The 18,602-nt window shown below is 56.9% G+C and carries 17 protein-coding genes; 8 read left to right on the forward strand and 9 right to left on the reverse strand.

Translation table 11 applies throughout. The annotated features are described in order from the left end of the window. Positions 1-1,789, reverse strand: a 1,789-nt coding sequence (locus VGK48_07735; GenBank protein ID HEY2381058.1) for a HAMP domain-containing protein, incomplete at its 3' end; no start/stop codon positions are given. A gap of 282 nt (positions 1,790-2,071) precedes the next feature. Between VGK48_07735 and mscL the strand changes: the two genes are divergently transcribed. Continuing rightward, positions 2,072-2,515, forward strand: coding sequence for a large conductance mechanosensitive channel protein MscL (mscL, locus tag VGK48_07740; protein ID HEY2381059.1), 444 nt, complete (start codon positions 2,072-2,074; stop codon positions 2,513-2,515). On the opposite strand, the gene VGK48_07745 is transcribed toward mscL, so the two are convergent. Further along, positions 2,512-2,898 carry a hypothetical protein gene (locus VGK48_07745; protein ID HEY2381060.1) on the reverse strand — a complete coding sequence of 129 codons (387 nt, stop codon included), beginning with the start codon at positions 2,896-2,898 and terminating at the stop codon, positions 2,512-2,514. The genes mscL and VGK48_07745 overlap by 4 nt on opposite strands. A 39-nt stretch (positions 2,899-2,937) precedes the next feature. Here VGK48_07745 and VGK48_07750 point away from each other — a divergent pair, with 39 nt between their 5' ends. Next, entirely contained in the window at positions 2,938-3,459 is a 522-nt protein-coding gene (locus VGK48_07750) for a hypothetical protein (GenBank protein ID HEY2381061.1), read from the forward strand. A gap of 7 nt (positions 3,460-3,466) precedes the next feature. On the opposite strand, the gene VGK48_07755 is transcribed toward VGK48_07750, so the two are convergent. Genes VGK48_07755 through VGK48_07775 form a run of 5 tightly spaced genes read right to left on the reverse strand, consistent with a single transcriptional unit; the run spans position 3,467 to position 14,249 of the window. Continuing rightward, positions 3,467-5,152: an iron ABC transporter permease gene (locus VGK48_07755; protein HEY2381062.1), complete on the reverse strand. Its 1,686-nt coding sequence runs from the start codon at positions 5,150-5,152 to the stop codon at positions 3,467-3,469. Further along, entirely contained in the window at positions 5,149-6,222 is a 1,074-nt protein-coding gene (locus VGK48_07760) for an ABC transporter ATP-binding protein (protein ID HEY2381063.1), read from the reverse strand. The genes VGK48_07755 and VGK48_07760 overlap by 4 nt, the downstream gene beginning before the upstream one ends. After that, positions 6,219-7,250, reverse strand: coding sequence for an extracellular solute-binding protein (locus VGK48_07765; GenBank protein HEY2381064.1), 1,032 nt, complete (start codon positions 7,248-7,250; stop codon positions 6,219-6,221). The genes VGK48_07760 and VGK48_07765 overlap by 4 nt, the downstream gene beginning before the upstream one ends. A gap of 22 nt (positions 7,251-7,272) precedes the next feature. After that, positions 7,273-11,262 (reverse strand): translocation/assembly module TamB domain-containing protein, encoded by a 3,990-nt coding sequence (locus VGK48_07770; protein ID HEY2381065.1) that lies wholly within the window; start codon positions 11,260-11,262, stop codon positions 7,273-7,275. Beyond that, a complete protein-coding gene (locus tag VGK48_07775) occupies positions 11,259-14,249 on the reverse strand; it encodes a POTRA domain-containing protein (GenBank protein HEY2381066.1) in 2,991 nt (996 codons plus the stop codon). The genes VGK48_07770 and VGK48_07775 overlap by 4 nt, the downstream gene beginning before the upstream one ends. Here VGK48_07775 and VGK48_07780 point away from each other — a divergent pair. Then, complete coding sequence (locus VGK48_07780) at positions 14,187-14,534, forward strand: histidine triad nucleotide-binding protein (protein HEY2381067.1); 348 nt, start codon at positions 14,187-14,189, stop codon at positions 14,532-14,534. The genes VGK48_07775 and VGK48_07780 overlap by 63 nt on opposite strands. A gap of 6 nt (positions 14,535-14,540) precedes the next feature. Here VGK48_07780 and VGK48_07785 read toward each other — a convergent pair whose 3' ends face one another. Next, on the reverse strand, positions 14,541-15,056 hold the full coding sequence (locus VGK48_07785; GenBank protein HEY2381068.1) for a PH domain-containing protein: 516 nt from the start codon (positions 15,054-15,056) through the stop codon (positions 14,541-14,543). 177 nt (positions 15,057-15,233) lie between these two features. Here VGK48_07785 and VGK48_07790 point away from each other — a divergent pair, with 177 nt between their 5' ends. The 5 genes from VGK48_07790 to VGK48_07810 all read left to right on the forward strand — a co-directional run bounded on the left by VGK48_07790 (position 15,234) and on the right by VGK48_07810 (position 18,481). Beyond that, positions 15,234-15,473, forward strand: a complete 240-nt coding sequence (locus VGK48_07790) for a ribbon-helix-helix domain-containing protein (GenBank protein ID HEY2381069.1) — start codon at positions 15,234-15,236, stop codon at positions 15,471-15,473. Continuing rightward, positions 15,470-15,889: a PIN domain-containing protein gene (locus tag VGK48_07795; GenBank protein ID HEY2381070.1), complete on the forward strand. Its 420-nt coding sequence runs from the start codon at positions 15,470-15,472 to the stop codon at positions 15,887-15,889. Before VGK48_07790 ends, VGK48_07795 begins: the two co-directional genes overlap by 4 nt. 307 nt (positions 15,890-16,196) lie before the next feature. Continuing rightward, on the forward strand, positions 16,197-16,805 hold the full coding sequence (locus VGK48_07800) for a Uma2 family endonuclease (GenBank protein ID HEY2381071.1): 609 nt from the start codon (positions 16,197-16,199) through the stop codon (positions 16,803-16,805). A gap of 71 nt (positions 16,806-16,876) precedes the next feature. Then, positions 16,877-17,578: a GntR family transcriptional regulator gene (locus tag VGK48_07805; protein ID HEY2381072.1), complete on the forward strand. Its 702-nt coding sequence runs from the start codon at positions 16,877-16,879 to the stop codon at positions 17,576-17,578. Between the two features lie 3 nt (positions 17,579-17,581). Further along, a complete protein-coding gene (locus VGK48_07810; GenBank protein ID HEY2381073.1) occupies positions 17,582-18,481 on the forward strand; it encodes an ABC transporter ATP-binding protein in 900 nt (299 codons plus the stop codon). Positions 18,482-18,492: 11 nt separating this feature from the next. On the opposite strand, the gene VGK48_07815 is transcribed toward VGK48_07810, so the two are convergent. Then, positions 18,493-18,602 (reverse strand): IS3 family transposase (locus VGK48_07815; GenBank protein HEY2381074.1); only part of this gene is annotated, 110 nt, incomplete at its 5' end.

Raw genomic sequence — 18,602 nt, forward strand, 5'->3', positions numbered from 1 at the left:
CGACCGTAATTTTCTTCGTGAGATCGCCATTTGCGACGGCTGTGGTGACTTCGGCGATGTTACGTACCTGGGTGGTCAGATTGTTCGCCATGAAGTTGACGTTGTCGGTGAGATCTTTCCAGGTTCCCGCGACTCCCTTGACCTGAGCCTGACCGCCGAGCTTTCCCTCGGTGCCGACTTCGCGGGCGACGCGGGTGACCTCCGACGCAAAGGAGGACAGCTGGTCGACCATGGTGTTGATGGTGTTCTTGAGCTCGAGGATTTCGCCTTTGACATCGACCGTGATTTTCTTCGAGAGATCACCATTCGCCACCGCAGTTGTGACCTCGGCGATGTTACGGACCTGGTTGGTGAGGTTCGAAGCCATGAAGTTGACGTTGTCGGTGAGATCTTTCCAGGTTCCCGCGACTCCCTTGACCTGGGCCTGACCGCCGAGCTTTCCCTCGGTGCCGACTTCGCGGGCGACGCGGGTGACCTCCGACGCAAAGGAGGACAGCTGGTCGACCATGGTGTTGATGGTGTTCTTGAGCTCGAGGATTTCGCCTTTAACGTCGACCGTGATTTTCTTCGAGAGATCGCCGTTCGCCACGGCCGTGGTGACTTCGGCAATGTTACGCACCTGAGCGGTGAGGTTCGACGCCATGAAATTGACGTTGTCGGTAAGGTCCTTCCATGTACCGCCAACACCTTTTACCAATGCCTGGCCGCCGAGCTTTCCTTCAGTACCGACTTCGCGGGCGACGCGGGTGACCTCCGACGCAAAGGAGGACAGCTGGTCGACCATGGTGTTGATGGTGTTCTTGAGCTCGAGGATTTCACCCTTCACGTCGACCGTAATCTTCTTCGAGAGGTCGCCGTTTGCGACGGCGGTGGTGACGGCCGCGATGTTACGGACCTGGCTGGTGAGGTTCGACGCCATGGAGTTCACGTTATCGGTAAGGTCTTTCCACGTTCCGGCGACGCCGCGGACAACGGCCTGGCCGCCAAGCTTTCCTTCGGTGCCGACTTCGCGGGCGACGCGGGTGACTTCCGAAGCAAATGTCGAAAGCTGGTCCACCATGGTGTTGATGGTGTTTTTGAGCTCGAGGATTTCGCCTTTGACGTCGACCGTGATCTTCTTGGAGAGGTCGCCGCGAGCCACGGCGGTGGTGACTTCGGCGATGTTACGGACCTGGTTGGTGAGATTGTTCGCCATGAAGTTCACGTTATCGGTAAGGTCTTTCCACGTTCCGGCGACGCCTTTCACCTGGGCCTGACCGCCGAGCTTTCCTTCGGTACCGACTTCGCGGGCCACGCGGGTGACTTCCGATGCAAACGTCGAGAGCTGGTCGACCATCGTGTTCACGATCTTGGCTGTTCTCAAGAACTCACCCGTCAACGGGCGGCCCTCGATCTCGAGAGCCATGGTCTGGGACAGATCGCCTTTTGCCACAGCTCCGATGACGCGGGCCACTTCGGTTGTCGGCTGGACGAGGTCGGCGATCAAGGTATTGATGGAATCAATGCACGCCGCCCATGATCCCGTTGCCAGGGAGAGTGAAGCCCGCTGTTTGATCCGGCCTTCCTTACCGACGACGTTCGCCACCCGGTCGAATTCCTTCGCCATGCGTTCGTTCATGTCGATAACTTCGTTCATTGCATCGTAAATCTTGCCCGTGAGCCCTGTCTGCTCCGCCGGCAGGCGAGTGGTGAAATCGCCCTTTCGGAAATCGGAAAGAACTTTCAGCAGCAGTCTGGCGTCGATCGTTTCGGCGGTCAGCTCGGTAACTTTTGCAGGCTTTGCCTTCATATTTATTGATTTCTCCGTGGAAAGAGACACTCCTGTCCCCTGGTGAACGGGCCGTTTTAATGCATCCTGTCTGCCAAAGGATCAGCCTGCTGAACTTGCTGAAAAGAAAAGAACATCTACTGGGGAATGAGCTATAAATATGAGGTTAGGTCCCGGAGGCGAGGCGTTTCTCCCGCTTGCCGGGCTGGAAAACGGGAATTTTCGTCCGAAAAGAGGCATTTCAGTACCACCTTGTTCTGGACAATAGTTGCCAAACGGTAAAAGCCTGCATTTGGAGGGAGCATGTTGAAGGAATTCAAAGAGTTTGCCGTCCGCGGCAATGTACTGGATCTGGCCGTTGGGCTGGTGATCGGAGCGGCGTTCGGAAAGATCGTCACTTCACTCGTGAACGACGTCTTGATGCCGCCGATCGGTCTGGTCATCCGCCATGTCGATTTCAAAGAGTTGTTTCTGAATCTGTCGGCAGGCAGTTACCCGACGGTCGAAGCGGCAAAGGCGGCGGGCGCCCCGACGCTCAACTACGGCGTCTTCCTGAATACCATTTTCGAATTCATCATTATTGCCTTTGCGATTTTTCTCGTCGTCCGGGCCGCGAACCGCATGCGAACGCAGCCGGAGCCAACGACGCAGGAGTGTGCGTTCTGCCGGATGAATATTCCGGTGAAAGCGACTCGTTGTCCGCACTGCACATCGGAATTGAACGTGGCGGCATCGCTCGCGAACTAAGACGGAATCAACTCCAATTCGAATCCGAAGAAAGTACCGTTAGTACCATCGGGAAATGTGACGCGATAGCGAAGGATTGTATCCGCTCCGGCACCGATACCGACAACTTCAGTGACCGTGCCCGTGTCGTGCGTCCGCTCGCTGACGGTTGGCCCAACAATGCGGACATTGTCGTTGATCTTGAAACGTGGCTTGCGCCCGGTTGGCTGTTTCATTTCCCCAAGAGCGAAGTGAAGCGTATGAGCCATCGAACGCTCGCGCAATAACGCATTTTTAATGGCTTCTTCATGGAAGTTCACTGCCACTGTGCAGAATTTTGCAATTGCATACGAAATTCCTGCGAAACCTAGCAAGCTCGCATGACTTGTTGGTGTACGCCACACGCCACAGTGATATAGAGAACTCAGGGGTGTTTGTCTGGTATGCCGCGGTTCAACGCCGGCGATCGTGTGCAACTCGTGGGTGATATCGCGCGTTTCTATAAATGCGCTGTCGGCCTCATCGTCGACAATGGCGGCACCGGCGTATCTGTGTTGAATCAGTACAAGGCACGCCTCGCGGATGGAACTACCGCAGTCTTCTTTGACTTTCAATTGCAGACACCGCCGGCGATCCATGCCCGCACCGTGTTTGATAGCGCAGTCTCGAAGAAGGAAGCCGGCACGCGCGGTGCGCTATCCGGACGTCATGTGCAACTGGTTTCGCGTGATGTTGAAATCCATCTTAAGGTTTCCGGCAGCTTACAGAAATCCATCATCGGACAAGTTGCAACCGGTACCGCGCTGGTTGGCTGTACGCTGGTCACGCTCACCCAGAACGGTAAGAGCATCTCTAAACCAGCAGACGCCGCCGGAGAATTCGTGTTTACGGAGATTTCGGACGGCGATGTCGCCGTCGAGGTGTTTGCGCGCGACCGTCGCATCATTGTGGCTTGCGTGATTTAAAGCCGGACTACGACACCTTCAACCATTTTCCACGTTCTTCTGTGCGCCGCATCAGCACGACCACAATCAGGACGAGCAGGACCTGGATCACGCCGAGCGACGCTGCAGTGCCATAGTTCGCATAGTAGAGTTCGTCGTTGATGGCGATCGACCACGGCCGGTACTGCGGGGTGTAGAGCAAAATGGTCGCGACGAACTCACCGATTCCGTTGACGAATGCGAGCAGCGCGCCGCCGGCAATTCCTCGATAAAGCTGCGGCAGGACAACAGCCCGGAATGCATACCACCAGGTAGCGCCGAGGCTGCGCGCGGCTTCCTCGATATTCTCATCGAGCTGGGAAAGCGATGCGGTTGTAGACCGGAAAACCAGTGGAGTAAAGCGTACAAAATATGCCAGTGGAACGATGGCGAATGTTCCAACCAGAACTCTTCCGAAGGCGAAGGCCGACGGGGTTGCGAAGGCTGTAATCAGGTTGATCGCCACAACCGTACCCGGGAGCGCCCATGGCAGCATCATCGCGATATCCAGGACTGTTTTCCCGCGAAACCGCATTCGCGTGATGACATAGGCGGCCACCAGGCCAACCAGAATCGCTCCCGCGACCGCCAGCGCGCTCATTTCCAGACTGTTTTTGATCGCATCGGCAAACTGCAGATTCCGGAACAGGCTGGCAAAATTTTGCGTCGTGTATTGCGACGGGAGAGCGGCCCTCCGCCAGGAGCCGTTTACTGAAAAGGCGAGCACGAAGATCATCGCGATCGGCAGGACGACGAAGATTGTGGACACGGAAGCGGCGGCAAAAATGACGCCCTTCCAGAGCGGACTCGTCACGCGTTTTTGTTTTTTCGCGCCTCCCTTCGACTGCGTGACATACGCAGTACGCTGCTCGTATTTGCGAAGCCCGACCAGAAAGACGATCGAAATGAGTCCCAGCATCACGGAGACCGCCGAAGCCAATCCCATTTGACCGTTCAGCTTGGAGATGACGATTTGCTGGGTCATCACCTTGTCCACATGAAAGAGCAGCGGCGCGGTATAGGACGACATCGAGGACATGAAGGTCAGCAGCGCGCCCGCGACCATGGCGGGCGTCAGCATCGGCAGCAGGACGCGAGTCCAGGTTTGAAACTGCGACGCTCCGAGGCTGTAGGCCGCTTCTTCCAGCGAATCGTCGGACTGTTCGAGTGCGGCGGCGGCCGTCAGATAAAAATAGGGATACATCGTCAGCGTGTGTACAAGCAGGACGCCGGTAACGCCGTCGACGGCAAAGGCTGTCTGGCGCGTATGAAAGAGACTCGCCAGCAGCTGTGGAAATGTTCCGCCGATTCCGTATAGCAGAACAAACGCCTCGACTCCCATCAGTGGCGGGAGCGCGATCGGTACAAGCACCAGCACCTGGCAGACTCTTCGAAACGGGAAATCCCACCGCCGGAGAAGCACTGCCAGGAAGACTCCGGTGATGCCGGAGGTGATCACGCTCAAGACGGAGATCACGATGCTCCAAAGCATCGATTCACCTTCCGTCCCGTTACGGAAGTCGAAGAATCGCGCGTATTGCGCGGCTCCGCCGCCGTTGCCGCTGATGCTTTCGAAGAAAGTCGAAACCATCGGACCGACGACATAACCCCAGAGAACCAACGCCAGCAGGACAAGCACCGCAGCCGATGCCCACTGGCTCTTCGGTTTGCTCATACGGAGGCAACCAGGTGAATCGCGGCTGGATTCACTCTCAGCGCAATGCGTTCTCCCGGGGCCGGGCGCGCAGCCGACGCCGGTATTTCGACTTCCAGTTCGCCGGCGTCCGTTGCGATGGTGAGCGATCGCATGGCGCCGGAGTACTCGACATCTTTCACGGTGCCGCAAAACAAACCGCTGTCATTCATCAACTGGAAGGACTCGGCACGAATGCAGACACTGACCTTGGCGCCCGCAGCCAGGTTGACATCGGGAGCCCTTTGCCGCGCATCGAGCGAGAGTTCGTGGCCGTTTCCGAATCGAAGCACTACAGTGTTGCCGGACACGCTGGCGACCGCCGCCTCGATAACATTGTTGCGTCCGATGAAATCGGCCACAAATCGCGTAGCCGGATGTTCATAGATTTCTTCGGGCGCTTCGATCTGGTGAATCTTCCCTTGATGCATCACGGCGATGCGGTCGCTCATGGCCATGGCTTCGCCTTGATCATGGGTCACGTATACCGTCGTCACTTTGGTGGAGTGGTGTAATTCCCTCAAGGCAGCACGAGTCTCTTCGCGCAGTTTGGCGTCGAGGTTCGACAGAGGCTCATCCAGCAGCAGCAATCTCGGACGAATGACAAGCGCCCGCGCCAGAGCCACCCGTTGCTGCTGCCCTCCGGAAAGTTGATCGACGCGGGCGTTGTCCATCCCGGCAAGCTGGACTTCTTTTAACGCTGCTGCGACGCGTTCGGCGATTTCATTTTGTGCGAGCTTTCGCACCTGCAGCCCGAATGCGACATTTTTGGCCACCGAGAGGTGAGGAAACAGCGCGTAGTTCTGGAACACAAATCCGATATCGCGCCGGTTCGGCGGATCGTTCGTCACGTCAGCGCCGTCGAATAGAATCCGGCCCGATGTCGGCTCTTCGAAGCCCGCGATCATTCGCAGTGTTGTGGATTTGCCGCAGCCTGACGGACCGAGCAGCGTGAAGAATTCGCCTTGCCGGATCTCCAGATCGATCGAGTCCACGACTTTTCCGGCCCGCAGGAAGGTTTTGGTCAGCGCCTCCAGGGTCAGCGCAGTCACCGTCCACCCTTACCCTTGATGTTTTGCGACCAGTAGTTCATCCAGTCGGTCTGCTTCTGGCTCAGCAGGTTCCAGTCAATCTTCATTTCCTTGATCTCAAGCTTCGCGAGCCATTCGGGCTTGTCCGCATCGGCCAATTGTATGGCGGGAATCTGATAGTAGTCTTTCGCGAGTTGCGCCTGGAGATGCGGTTCGAGAATGAAGTTTTCGAAATCCATAGCCGCCTGACTGCTGCCGGGATTGTTGACGACGCCGAGGCCGTCCAGAAGCACCGGAACTCCGGAAGACGGAATCACGAACGACCAGGGGCGGTTGTTTTTGAGCGGCTGGATGAAGGCATCCTGCAGGTTCCATAACGTCACGACGCCGACGCCTCGATCGAGCTTGAGATACATGTCGTCCGGTGTTGGCGTATAAACCGCCGTGTTCGCATCCAGTTTTTTCAGCCACTCGTAGCCGGCGTCGGCGGACCCGGTCCGCTCGTACTGGCGATAAATCATGGCGCTATAGATCGTGCGCATGGTGCCGGACGCCATGACGTCGCGGATGACAATCTTGTCTCTGTAGGCGGGAGTAATCAGGTCATCCCAATCTTTCGGCGCTTGTTCGGGTTTCAGCAGGTCGTGGTTATAGATGATGACTTCCGGTAGAAGCATCTCCGCATACCAGCGTCCCTGCGGATCTTTACGGCCGGCCTCGATCAGATTGGCGCTCGTGGGATTCGACGGAGCGAGTAGACCCTCACTCGCCGCCTGTTGGAGCCCCTGCAGCGTGCCGCCCCATAGAAAACCTGCCTGCGGGTTCGATTTTTCCGCGCGAAGCCGGTCCAGCGCGGCCTGAGCCCCTAACGTGATCGTATTGACGTGATCTTTGTATTGAGGAAACTTCTGCGTGAACAGTTCGATAACGTGAGCGACTTCGTCTTTATCGCGCCCCGTATAGATGGTCAATCCCGGCGCAGACTCCGTGTGTTTCGTGCATGCGCTGGTGACCAGCAGCAGGAGGATAAACAGCAAACCGCGTCGCATGGCTCGGATCGTAACACGTTTCTTACCAGGTTTTGCGGATGCGGATGTCGAAGGCGAAGCCGCCATTTTGATCGCGGACGCCGCTGAGTGAGACGCGCGGAGTGGCCTGGTATTCAAGCTTGATGACCTGCGTCTGCGTCGAAGTAGCATCGGTGGCGAACGTCACGAACATGTTTCCGGTGACGCGCTGCTGTACGGTCACTCGTGCGCCGGGGTTCTGCCCACTTGTCCCTCCCAGGACAGGATCGACCGAAAGCTGTGAAATGCCGGCAACCTTTTCGACGCGGTTTGTGACCTGGCCGCTGACGCTCGATGCGATCAGAGATTCGGCGCCAAGATTTCCCGGCGTGGGGTTCGCATTCTGCGCCTCCGAGGTTTTGCCGAAGACGAGCAAGTTAATGATGTCGGCGGGCGGGAGTGCCGGCTCAGATGTATAGGTCGTTCGCAGGCGGTCCATGGTCCCGCGCAAGAGCATGTGAACGTCATATTGCTGAATCGTAGTGTCGACGGCGAGATTGACCCGCGGTGAAATCTGATAGGGATCCACAAAGTCGAGCGTGCTGGGCTGCAGGATGTAACGGTTTGCCCGAAAAATGAGATCGCCTCCCGTGAGGTTCACGCGTCCCAACACCGTCGGCTGTGCCGCAGTTCCACTCACCCGCAGGTTCGCGGCCCCCTGAACGCTCAACTTGCTGTTTGTGAGATTCAAATCATTCGTCGACACCACACCGATGTCGAGATGCAGGTTGTGAGCGAGGCCGCCTGGCGGCGCAGCGATGCCTTGAGCGCCGCCGAGAGCCCCGATGATGTTGTTGAGATCAAAGGCTGGTGTAAATGAGACGTCGGTCAGCCTCACTTGCCCTCGTAAGGTAGCGTAGTTCGGCGTTCCGACCAGCGACAGATTCGTATCGAGGCCTTCACGCACACCATCGGGATATAGCGTCCGGATGTTCTTTGCATTCAAGGCAACACTGAATTGAAGCGCAGGCCGGTACGCGAGGCCGCCGGTTGCGGTAAGTGTTCCGCCGCTGACATTTCCGGCGAATTGGCGGATGTCGAGCCTGTTGTTGGTCAGCACCAGAACACCGTTTCCGTTTTGCAAACCGAGCGGGAGGCTGTCTCCGGCTAACGATGCGTTTACGATTGTCACCTGTCCCTGAACGTCGGGGCTCGACCGCCGTCCGCCGCCGTCGATGTTGAACTGAACCTGACCCGAGCTGATTACCTCAGGATCGAGCATCTGGATAAGAGAGAGATCGATCTTTCCCAGCGCGACCACGGTGATCGGCGCAGTGCTGGTGACCGGGATCGTTCCCTCCAGTTGCAGGTCTGTTTTGGTTCCACGGATCGCGGTCCTTTGCAGGTTAAATACGCCGCGGCTGTAATCCATCCGGATCGGCTGCGCCGCCGCCAATTGGACCTGGTTTCGATACGACAGCGTTAGCGCTGGAATGGTGATATGCGCTTCGACCTGCGATTTGTCTTTCAGCGGGCCGTGAATCGTTGCATGCAGTTCGGTCTGGCCGCTCATATTGCCTGCCTGAGCCGGCATGTAAATGGCGAACAGCGGTTGCAGCGGAATGGAGGCCGTGTCGAGCGCGGCATCGGTCTCATACGAACCCGAAAGATTCACACGGCCGTGTCCGCGCACGAAAGTTTTCAGGGACGCCGACTCGGAGTCGAGACTGACGTCGGCGACATGATTCGTTACATCGGCCTGCAGGTTGATGCCGTTGATTCTTTCGTTCTCGATCTGAAGCTGTGGAATTTGAGCTGTGAATTGAACCCCGGGATTATCCAGCGTTCCGCTGCCCTTCGCGCTGAGATTCAATGTTCCCGTCAGGTTGATGTTGTGCGCGCGCAGCGTGCGGACCTGATCGAGGTGGAATCCGGCGGTCTGAAGCTGGCCGTCGTAGGCTTTGCGTTTCGGGAAATAGGTCAGGTTTGCCTGGGCACTGCCTGCGGGCATTCGCAGGCCCAACCGGGCATGGACTTCGTCTCCCGTTCCCTGGAAATCGATGCTTGCCGATTGAATCGGTTCATCGGACACGGCAGCCTGGGTCAGCGTAATGGTTCCTCCACCGGCCGGATTCAACTCTGAACCATGAAAAGATATGTTGGCGGCAAGTGTGCCGGTGACGGGAGTTTGCACTCCGGCAAGGTTCTTCAGATCCGCAATGTTCAGTTGTGTGGCATTTGCGTCGATCTGGAACGGGCTGGTGTCGCGAAACGTCCAATGATCCAGTCCGATGTTCAAATTGAACGTCATCCTGCCGCGATTCGATGCGGGAATGATCTCGCCGTTACGCAACGCAACATGCGATGGATCGGCATCGATGCCGGCTCGAACAGTTCGCCAGGCGGTGCCCTTGACCTTCAGAGAGGCAGCCGACAACTCCCCATTGATCTGAGGATTTATGGTTGAGCCGCGAACGCTTCCGTTAAAAGTTGCGCTGCCTTCAAGGCCGAGCGGTTGCGGCATCGCGCCAAAGACGTCCGCGGCGGTTTCGATCTCGCGTAAGTCGTTTGATTGAACCTGGACCTGCAGGCTTGCTGTTTTGCTGACTGTGCCATTCAGGCTGATTGTGGTCTCAGGCAGCCGGATGTAACTCCGGTCAAATGAGACTTCCTGTTTTGCAGCAGAGTAGGCCGCGTGGAGATTTCCGTCTTCGGTCAGGACGGGCGAATTCGCTTTTGCGATCGTCCCTTTGAATTCGGCGTCCGTGTGCGCAGTAAGCGTGTCCAGCGTCTTTGTGAAATTGGCATCGATCTTCGCATTCGCGGTCCCCGTCAGCTTGAAATCCTTTGAGGTCCGTGCATTGACCAGCGCCTGCAGACTCGCGAGCGCAATGTCATGCGTCGTTGCATGCAATTCCGCGACTTGGGCGCCAGTCACGTCGCGCATCTTCAACTCACCGCCGACGCTGCCGCCAAGAACCTTTGCATGCAAATCGCGAATCTCCACATCGCCGTTTTTCAGCGTGTATCGCGCGCTCAGGTCGCGAACCTGCGTGTTCACAGACGGCGTATGGACCTGAAGCAGGCTGCTCGTAACATTGCCGTCCAGTGCCACGCTTTGAACAACCGGCTTGTTCGGATCACTTTCGAATCGGCCGGCCCCGGCGACCTTGACGACGCCTGCGGGCAGCGTGGTGTCTCTTAAAATCTGCCGCAGTTCAGCAGTATCCAGTGTCGACTGGTATGTGGCGGTAATGTTTGGATGAACGTAGTCGTTCATCGTTGCGCTCAGACTGACCTCGGACGCGCCGCTCGTGATCTTGCTGCGCTTCAGCGTGAAGCTGTCCGGCGTCGCTTCGAATTCCGCTTCAAGGCTGTGAATTACCGGATTCAGGTTCTGGAAATGGATCTTGCCGTCTTTGTAGCTCAAGTCACCGGAATATTTGGGCCCGGTCTGGAAGCTCGATTGGAATTCCAGATCATGGAGGTCCGCGTCGAGGGCGCTTTGGCGATCGTTATAGTAGACCTCGCCCCGGCCAAGCACCACGTGACGGATGCCGAGGTCGAAAATGCCCGGGCTCGGTCCGTTGTTCTTTAATCTGGGGAAATTGGTATCGCCGTTCCCCGTCACAAGAATGCGGGCAACCGGGTGATCGATTGTGATTTCTTTCAGGTACCACTTGCGCGATAGCAGGGAAACGATTTGAACAGCAACGCCGAGATGCTCGACCTGAAGGAATGGAGGCGCCTGGTACGGAGGCGCCCCGTCAACGGCGACGCCGTACATATCGACGGACGGGCTCAAGCCCGACAGATGAACGGAAAAATCACTCATGTGGAATGCGAGGCCAGTCGCTTCGCTCAGCTTTGTCTGGGCCACCCGCAGGATGAATTGCCTGAAGTTTCTGTTGTGCAGCAGTGCCGAGACAGCGATGAGGAGCACGAGAATCAGCATGCAGAGTCCGGCTGCGCTCCAGGCCACAATGCGTTTCCAATTGCGGCGCGGTGGATCGGGACGATCGTAATAGTTGGGAGGTAAAGGTACAGTGCTCAAAATGCTTGCCCCAATGTAATGAAAAATTGAGTGGCGCTGATGCCGGGAATGGGACTCACGTTACGTCCGACATCGAAGCGCACGGGACCGACAGGCGTTGCGTAGCGCAGGCCAAGGCCCACGGAGTTTGTGTATTGCTGCGTGAAATTTCCGGCCCCGACAGCGCTGAATGCATTTCCGCCGTCATAAAACGTTACGAGGCTGAGGTTTTTCATGATGCGCGCTGGAATGCGGAGTTCCGAATTCAGGAGAAACAGCTCTCTCCCTCCCGTCGGCACGGTGATGAGCGCGCACGTCGAAGGATCCGATGGATTGCCGCAGGCCGGGATCGTCTGCTGCGGTCCGGCGCCGTTCAGGGGGAAGCCGCGGAGAGTGCTGCCGCCGCCGGTAAAAAACAACTGGCTGAATGGCACATGACTGTTCCCAAAGGCCTCTTCCACTCCGATCCTCACGCTGGTCGCCCAGATGGTTTTGTGTATAGGCCTGTAAAACGCCGTCTGGGCGAGGACCTTCCCGAAGCTCGTATTGGATCCGAGGATGATGGGATTGAGATCGAATTCGACGCTGTTATACGTTCCCTTGTGTCCATCGAGCGGGTTGTCTCGCGTGTCCCGAAGCCAGACTGCCGCCAGGGTTGACAGTCGTGTGTGCAGGTCCTCGCTGGGCACCAGTTGCGGAATCAGAAGGTTCGTCAATCCTGTTTCGCTGAATGTATACCTCAGCTGAAGGTTTTCCGATCTGCCGGCATTCAATGGTCTTTGCAGCTGAAAGGCTGCCTGGCCGATGCGTGCATCGAAGATCGGATTCTCGTGATTCAATTCGCCGCTGGCCGTCAGGCTGGCTGTCCACTTTGTCCAGGCGAAGTTCGGATCCTGGTACAGGAAGCTGACACGTCGATCCAGCGGTCCGTAGAGCGCGCCGAAGGTTAGCGATTCGGCTCTTCCGCGAACATCGTTGAGTGTGTACTGCAGGTTGACGCGAGGGCCTTGAAAAGTTTGCTGGCTGGTCTGGAATGAGGATGGCAGTCCGACAATCGGCAATCCGGGCAGAGCCACTGTTCCTCCGGGAACGCTGCCGCCACGGTTCACGAATTCATACCCGAAGCCATAGAGCAGAGTGTTTCGCCGGGCTTCGTGCACCTTCACGATCACGTCTTCCTGCTCTTGAGAGGTCACCTGCGCGCGTGTATTGACTTCGGCCCAGTCGTACACACCCGTGTTATAAAGCCTGGTCTCCGACGAAAGAACATCGCGTTCCGTCAGCGGCGCGCCGGGTTTGATGTCTTTCAGATGAAGATCGACCAGAGCCTGCTTGCTGGCCTGAAGTCCAACTGTCACGATCTCGTTGGTTTTTACCTGAGGGCCTTCAGTGATTTCGTAGACCACATCGAACTTGTGAGGATCGCCGGGTGACGGCTGCGCTGTAACGTGGAATGTCGCGGTCAGGTAGCCGGCGTCGAGGTAATGCGACATGAGTTTGTTGCGGTCATCGTCGACCGACTTTTGCGAGTAAGGCTGCCCGGCCGCGAGGCGTAATCCGTCCGGCGCAGCCTGCTTCAGCGGCATCGAATAGGTTCCATCAACCCGGAAAGTTTCAACGGTATCCTGAGGGCCTTCAACCACCGCAAACGTCACGACGACGTCTTTGTCCCTGGTGTTGAATTGAGGCGTGACCTTTACCTCATTGAACCCTTTCGATTGATAAAAAGCCTGAAGGCTCTTGATGCTGCTTTCGTTATAGCTGCCGTGCGAGAGGAAGTGCGCTTCCTTTACCTCGACGTGTTTTTGCAGTTCGGCCTTGTTGAAATGCCCGTTCCCGGTAAAGGCCACACTGTCGATCTTTTTTCGTTCGCCCTTGTTTACCCGATAGAGCACCGTGATCCCGTTGGGTTCGACCTGGGTATCGGCATCGACCTGCACGTCGAAATACCCATCCTCCCGGAAATGGCGAAGCAGGTTCTGCCTGCCTTCCTGGACCAGTTCGGGCGTAAGGCCGTTCTGCTGGTAGATCGGCAGCAGCTTGTGTTTGGTCCACGACCAAAGATGCGCGCCCATCACCTGACCGTGTACGACCGGTCCGATCTCGACGTCGAACGAAACATCGGCGCGGTTGGTCTGCGCGTTGTAGTTTGCGCCGATCAGTCTCACATTGGCCGCGAGTCGGTTTTCACTTTCGAGCCGAGCTTCGAGATAGCGCGTCGCGTTCTGCAGCGTCTTCAATGAGTAGCCTTTGCCTTCGCGAATCGCAGAGCTTTTGAGCCGCGCGCGGATGGAACGGAGGTTACCTTTCAGGCGCTCGCTCTGGTCGGATGAAGGGCCGTTGATCACGATGTCTCCGAATTTGGCGTGCTTGTTCAGCGTGATCTTGAAATCGACATTGGCCAGGCCGCTGGCTTTATCGATCTTGAAATCCGGATGAACCGCGGCCTGGAAATATCCGTTGCGGCGGAGAAATGTGGTGATCGATTCCTGGCCCTTACGGATATCGAGATTCGAAAATGGTTCCTGCGGCGAATAACTGGCGACCTGGAGCAAGCGCGTATATGTGAATTGTTCGGCGCCGGGGAATTGATACGTCCCGAAGTAGACCGCCGGCTGCAGGATGAACATAACGCGGACGCCTTCCGCTTCCGGACGCAGATCGAGCTGAACGTCTTTGAATTTTCCGGTTTTCTTGAGCGCGGCGACGCTCTGGTCGACTTTCGCCGCGGAGAAAGTATCACCGCCCTGCTGCGCGATCAGCGGCGCAAAGTCGGCCTCGTTCAAATCCGGTTGTCCCGCGAGTTCCACCGAGGACACTTTTTCGCCTTCGTAAGATAGTACTTCGATTCTCTTGACCGGATTTTCGGCGGGTTGCTGCGGGGCCGCTGCGGCCGTCAACAAACTTGTGCTCAGCAGGAGGCCGAGGAGTGCTAGATTACAACGATGCAGCACGCGTGTCTGTTCTGCCGAATCCTTGGTCGCGATACACCGGCGGACTTTGTGCATGAGGATGACCTCGTCGTGGCATTTAAAGACCTCAGGCCGCAAGCGCCGGTGCATCTTTTGGTCGCCCCCAGAAAGCACATTCCGACGTTGAATGACTTACTGCCGGAAGATAATGCGCTTGTCGGTCACATGTTTCAGGTTGCCAAGATACTGGCGATGCAATCGAATATCCATCAGAAGGGGTATCGAACCGTGTTCAACGTAAATGCGGGCGCCGGCCAGTCCGTCTACCACATCCATCTGCACCTACTGGGCGGCCGCATGTTCAGCTGGCCTCCCGGATAAGACCTTTTATACAGACGTGGGCTTGCTTTGCGGTTCGAAGGATCTGCCGATCTGTTCCTGAACCTGTCTTCTAAACTCCAATGGGCTTGAGACCCGGTGGAACGGTTCCAGCGAACCGCCGGTTCCCCGGATCACAATATCCCCATAGCCCAGCATGCGCCCCACGAGATTTTGATCGACGCCGACGCTTTCGACTTTGTTCAGGAACATCTCCTCGGTTTTGCTTTGAACAAATCCGACCTTGAGAATCACCCGCTTGTTCGTCACCGAAAATTCGGCGGACTTCCAGGTCAGAATGGCCGGAATAATCGGAATCACGGACAGTATCAGTCCCGCCAGCCACGCCAGTGCGGCCGCTCCTGTCGAGATTTTTGTGCTCAGACCGGATACGTCAAGCAGCAGGATGACGGCAACGAGTATGACGGCGCTGACGAGGACCGGCTTGACAAAAAGCACCCAGTGCAACCGGCCCCGATAGGTAACGGTCTCACCCGCGATCAGATTGTTGTCGGCGTAACTCACTCTCTCAGTTTGTCTCAGGACGATGGCCCGCGCCAGCCAATTACGTTTGGCCGCAGATAACGGGGATGACGGCGGCCACGGCGATCAGAGGACGTTTCGCAAGGCCGATCCCGTTCATTGACCGCCGGCCGGCAGCGGTATTACACTTTGGACTGATCGGTATTATCGAGGCTGAGAGTGAAGACGATATCTTTAAAGCTTGATGATGAAATCGACGCCAAGCTAACTGCCGCGGCGAAACGGACGAGGAAGTCGAAGTCGCAGGTAACGCGGGAGGCGCTGGCGGCTTTTTTGGAGCGCCGGGGTCCGAAGGCTGGCATTTCTTGCCTGGACCTGGTGAAAGATCTTGTCGGCGCCGCCAAAGGTCCTGGAGATCTGGCTTCCAATAAGAAACATATGCGTGGCTACGGCCGATGAAGCGCAACGTAATCCTGGACACGGGGCCGCTGGTTGCGTTGATCGACCGGGCGGACCATCATCACGACTGGAGCGTGTCGGAATGGGACGATATTCAGCCTCCGATGCTGACTTGCGAAAGCGTAATCTCTGAAGCGTGTTTTCTGCTCGATCAAATTCAGGGCAGCGGGCCTGTTTTTGAGATGTTATCGCGAAACACGATTGAGGTGGCGTTCCGGCTTCAAGACCACCTCAAACTTCTCCGGACTTTGATTCGGAAATACGCGAATCTTCCGATGTCTGTCGCAGACGCATGTCTTGTGCGGATGGCTGAACAGATTCCGAACAGTTCCGTCTTTACATTGGATAGCGATTTCAAACTGTATCGAAAGCATGGCCGCCAGGTCATTCCACTCATTTGCCCAGGTCTCCGATAAGATTCCCGCCGCTTTTCAGAAAACCTGATCGGAACCAAAGTGGCACATTACGAGACCACGGCGCATCTGGGTTCCGCGGTATGGGGGAAAGAACGGACGGAAACGGCCCTGCTGTACCGCGTTGCCGTGGGTGGGCATCCTCAAAGCAATCTCCTCTGGGCCGACATGACTTGAAAATCTCGCCATGACGGCCGCCACGATCCTTCGCCGCTCATCAAGCAGTTGAACAGAAGTCGCGAAATTGGCGGACTTACCCTGCCGCGGAATCGCTGACAACGCGATTCCATACGCTCTGAGATCGTTTAGATTGAAAGACTTCACGACGGAGACCGCATTGCTGTATTCTGGCGGTGAGCTTATGTCCAAAATCAACAAGCGGCTTTTTTCTGTGGACGAGTATATGCGGATGGCGGAGGCCGGCATTTTATCGCCTGTCGAGCGAGTGGAGCTTATCCAAGGCGAGATCCTCGTGATGAGCCCCATCGGCCCAAGGCATCAAGCGGTCATTGACCGGGGGACGCAAACCTGGGTGCAGATTCTAGGCGGCAGAGCCATTGTCCGCGGTCAGGGACCAGCCGTACTCGACCGCTTCGCGGCGCCGCAGCCGGATCTCGCGCTGCTCCGGCCACGCGAGGATTTCTACCTCCACAAACATCCCGGCATCGACGATATTTTTCTTATCATTGAGGTCTCCGACTCCTCGCTGGAATACGACACGACGGTCAAGCAAGCTCTCTACGCAATCCTTAAAATTCAGGAATACTGGGTGGCCGATTTGCAAAACAACCGGTTGCTGGCTTACTCGGACCCACAAGGCGATGCCTATCGCACCATCCGCGAATATCATCGCGGTGATTCTCTGGCGCCGCTTCTTTTGCCCGATTGCCGCATCAGCGTTGACGTGTTTCTACCCTGACGCACTCTTTTTCGACTTTTCAGAAAACGAATCCGAACTGAAACACGGGTTCGGGTGTCGATATAAAAACAATGGGACTCGATGCACCGTATCAGTTGTTTCGCGATGTGCGAATCGGAGCACGCTTGCTTGCCAAGACGCCGCTGTTCACGTTGTTCGCGGTTCTGATACTGGCGATCGCGATCGGCGCGAACATTACGGTCTTCAGCTTTGTGACAGCGATTTTCTCAAGGCCATTGGCGATCCCGGAGCCCGATCGGTTTGTGCGGCTTTACACACCCGATGCCGTTGGAAACGAAACGTTGGTTTCGGACTACAGCCAATATCGTGATCAAGCCCAATCCCTGGCGAGCATCGGGGGATATAACACACACGCGAAGTCCGGCAAGCCTGTCTACCTGCAGGTCGTCGATCAGGTCAAAGCCGCGGCCGCGTCCGGCGCGCTGCAGCCGGGGGAGGCACTGCCGTTTATCCGGCCGCTTGCGGAAGAGCTGCGAGTGAACCGCAACACGATCGCGAAGGCGTACACGGAACTGGAAAGCATCGGCGTGATCGAGACGATGCCGGGCAAAGGCTGTTTCGTCAAGGAGAACGGGTCGCTTCTGCGCAAAGATGTTCGGCGCAAAATGCTGATCGAAGAGATCGACCAGACGATTGTCCAGGCGCACCATCTGTCGATCTCAGCTGAAGAATTTCTGAATCTGGTCCATCAACGGATGGAAGTGCTCCAGAACAAACGGCGCGCCAACGGCGATGCCGGCGAGGACCGATGAGTTATGGACTCTCAAACTCCTGCTATCGATATTGAAAATCTGACTTACACCTACGGCCAGGCCGAAGCGGTTCGGGATTTCAGCCTGAAGGTGCAGCGAGGCCGCTGTTATGGGCTCTTCGGCCGGAACGGCGCAGGTAAAACGACGACGATGAAATGCCTGCTCAATCTGCTGCGGCCACAGCGTGGACACGTGCACGTCTTCGGCCTCGATCCCGCGAAGCATGAAGTGGCCGTCAAGCGCCGGCTGGCATACGTGCCGGATCAGGTTGCGTTTTATCCCTGGATGACGGTGCGGGAAACGCTGAATTACCTCGCCTCGTTCCGCGAACACTGGAACCGGAAGATCGAGCAGGAACTGCTCGATCGTTTCCGCCTGGATGCCTCCAGGCGCACCAGTGCGCTGTCGAAAGGCCAGCGGACTCAGGTGGCTCTGATCGCGGCGGTTTCGCCCGAGCCGGAGCTCCTCGTGCTGGATGAGCCGACGTCAGGACTCGATCCGATCGTCCGCAGGGAATTCATCGAAACGGTAATCGGCGCCTATCAGGAGAGTGATCCGGCCAATCGGACCATCTTCGTCTCCACCCACCTCATCACTGAATTTGAAGGTCTGATCGACGAATTTACGATTATGGACGCCGGCCGTTCGGTGCTGACGCTCGCGGCCGATGATGCCCGGCGCCGCTATCAGAAGATTCGCGCTCGGTTTTCCGATTCCATACCGGAGATGGATCTGTCCGCCGCTTTGCACGTTCGCCGCCAGGGACGCGATCTGGAACTGATCGCAAACGGTGGCGGTCCGGAATTGCTCGAGCGCTTGAAATCGCATCAGCCTGAATCGATCACGACTGAAGCGCTAACGCTGGAAGAAGTGTTCGTCGCGACTGACCCTGCCTCGGTTTGACGTACACCACTTTACGCAGTCATGGCGCTGGATTCCACGTCGACTGGAGTCTTATAGTCGATCGAGGAATGCATGCGCTGTCGATTATAGAAGCCTTCAATCCAGTCGATGATATCGAGCC

Source organism: Terriglobia bacterium, from assembly GCA_036496425.1.
GTDB lineage: Bacteria > Acidobacteriota > Terriglobia > 20CM-2-55-15 > 20CM-2-55-15 > 20CM-2-55-15.

Bases quoted from the DNA above. Each gene is read 5' to 3' on its own strand.
- VGK48_07765 (HEY2381064.1), bottom strand. From the start codon at position 7,250: ATGCGACGCGGTTTGCTGTTTATCCTCCTGCTGCTGGTCACCAGCGCA.
- mscL (HEY2381059.1), top strand. From the start codon at position 2,072: ATGTTGAAGGAATTCAAAGAGTTTGCCGTCCGCGGCAATGTACTGGAT.
- VGK48_07750 (HEY2381061.1), top strand. From the start codon at position 2,938: ATGCCGCGGTTCAACGCCGGCGATCGTGTGCAACTCGTGGGTGATATC.
- VGK48_07780 (HEY2381067.1), top strand. From the start codon at position 14,187: ATGCAGCACGCGTGTCTGTTCTGCCGAATCCTTGGTCGCGATACACCG.
- VGK48_07775 (HEY2381066.1), bottom strand. From the start codon at position 14,249: ATGCACAAAGTCCGCCGGTGTATCGCGACCAAGGATTCGGCAGAACAG.
- VGK48_07810 (HEY2381073.1), top strand. From the start codon at position 17,582: ATGGACTCTCAAACTCCTGCTATCGATATTGAAAATCTGACTTACACC.
- VGK48_07795 (HEY2381070.1), top strand. From the start codon at position 15,470: ATGAAGCGCAACGTAATCCTGGACACGGGGCCGCTGGTTGCGTTGATC.
- VGK48_07755 (HEY2381062.1), bottom strand. From the start codon at position 5,152: ATGAGCAAACCGAAGAGCCAGTGGGCATCGGCTGCGGTGCTTGTCCTG.
- VGK48_07805 (HEY2381072.1), top strand. From the start codon at position 16,877: ATGGGACTCGATGCACCGTATCAGTTGTTTCGCGATGTGCGAATCGGA.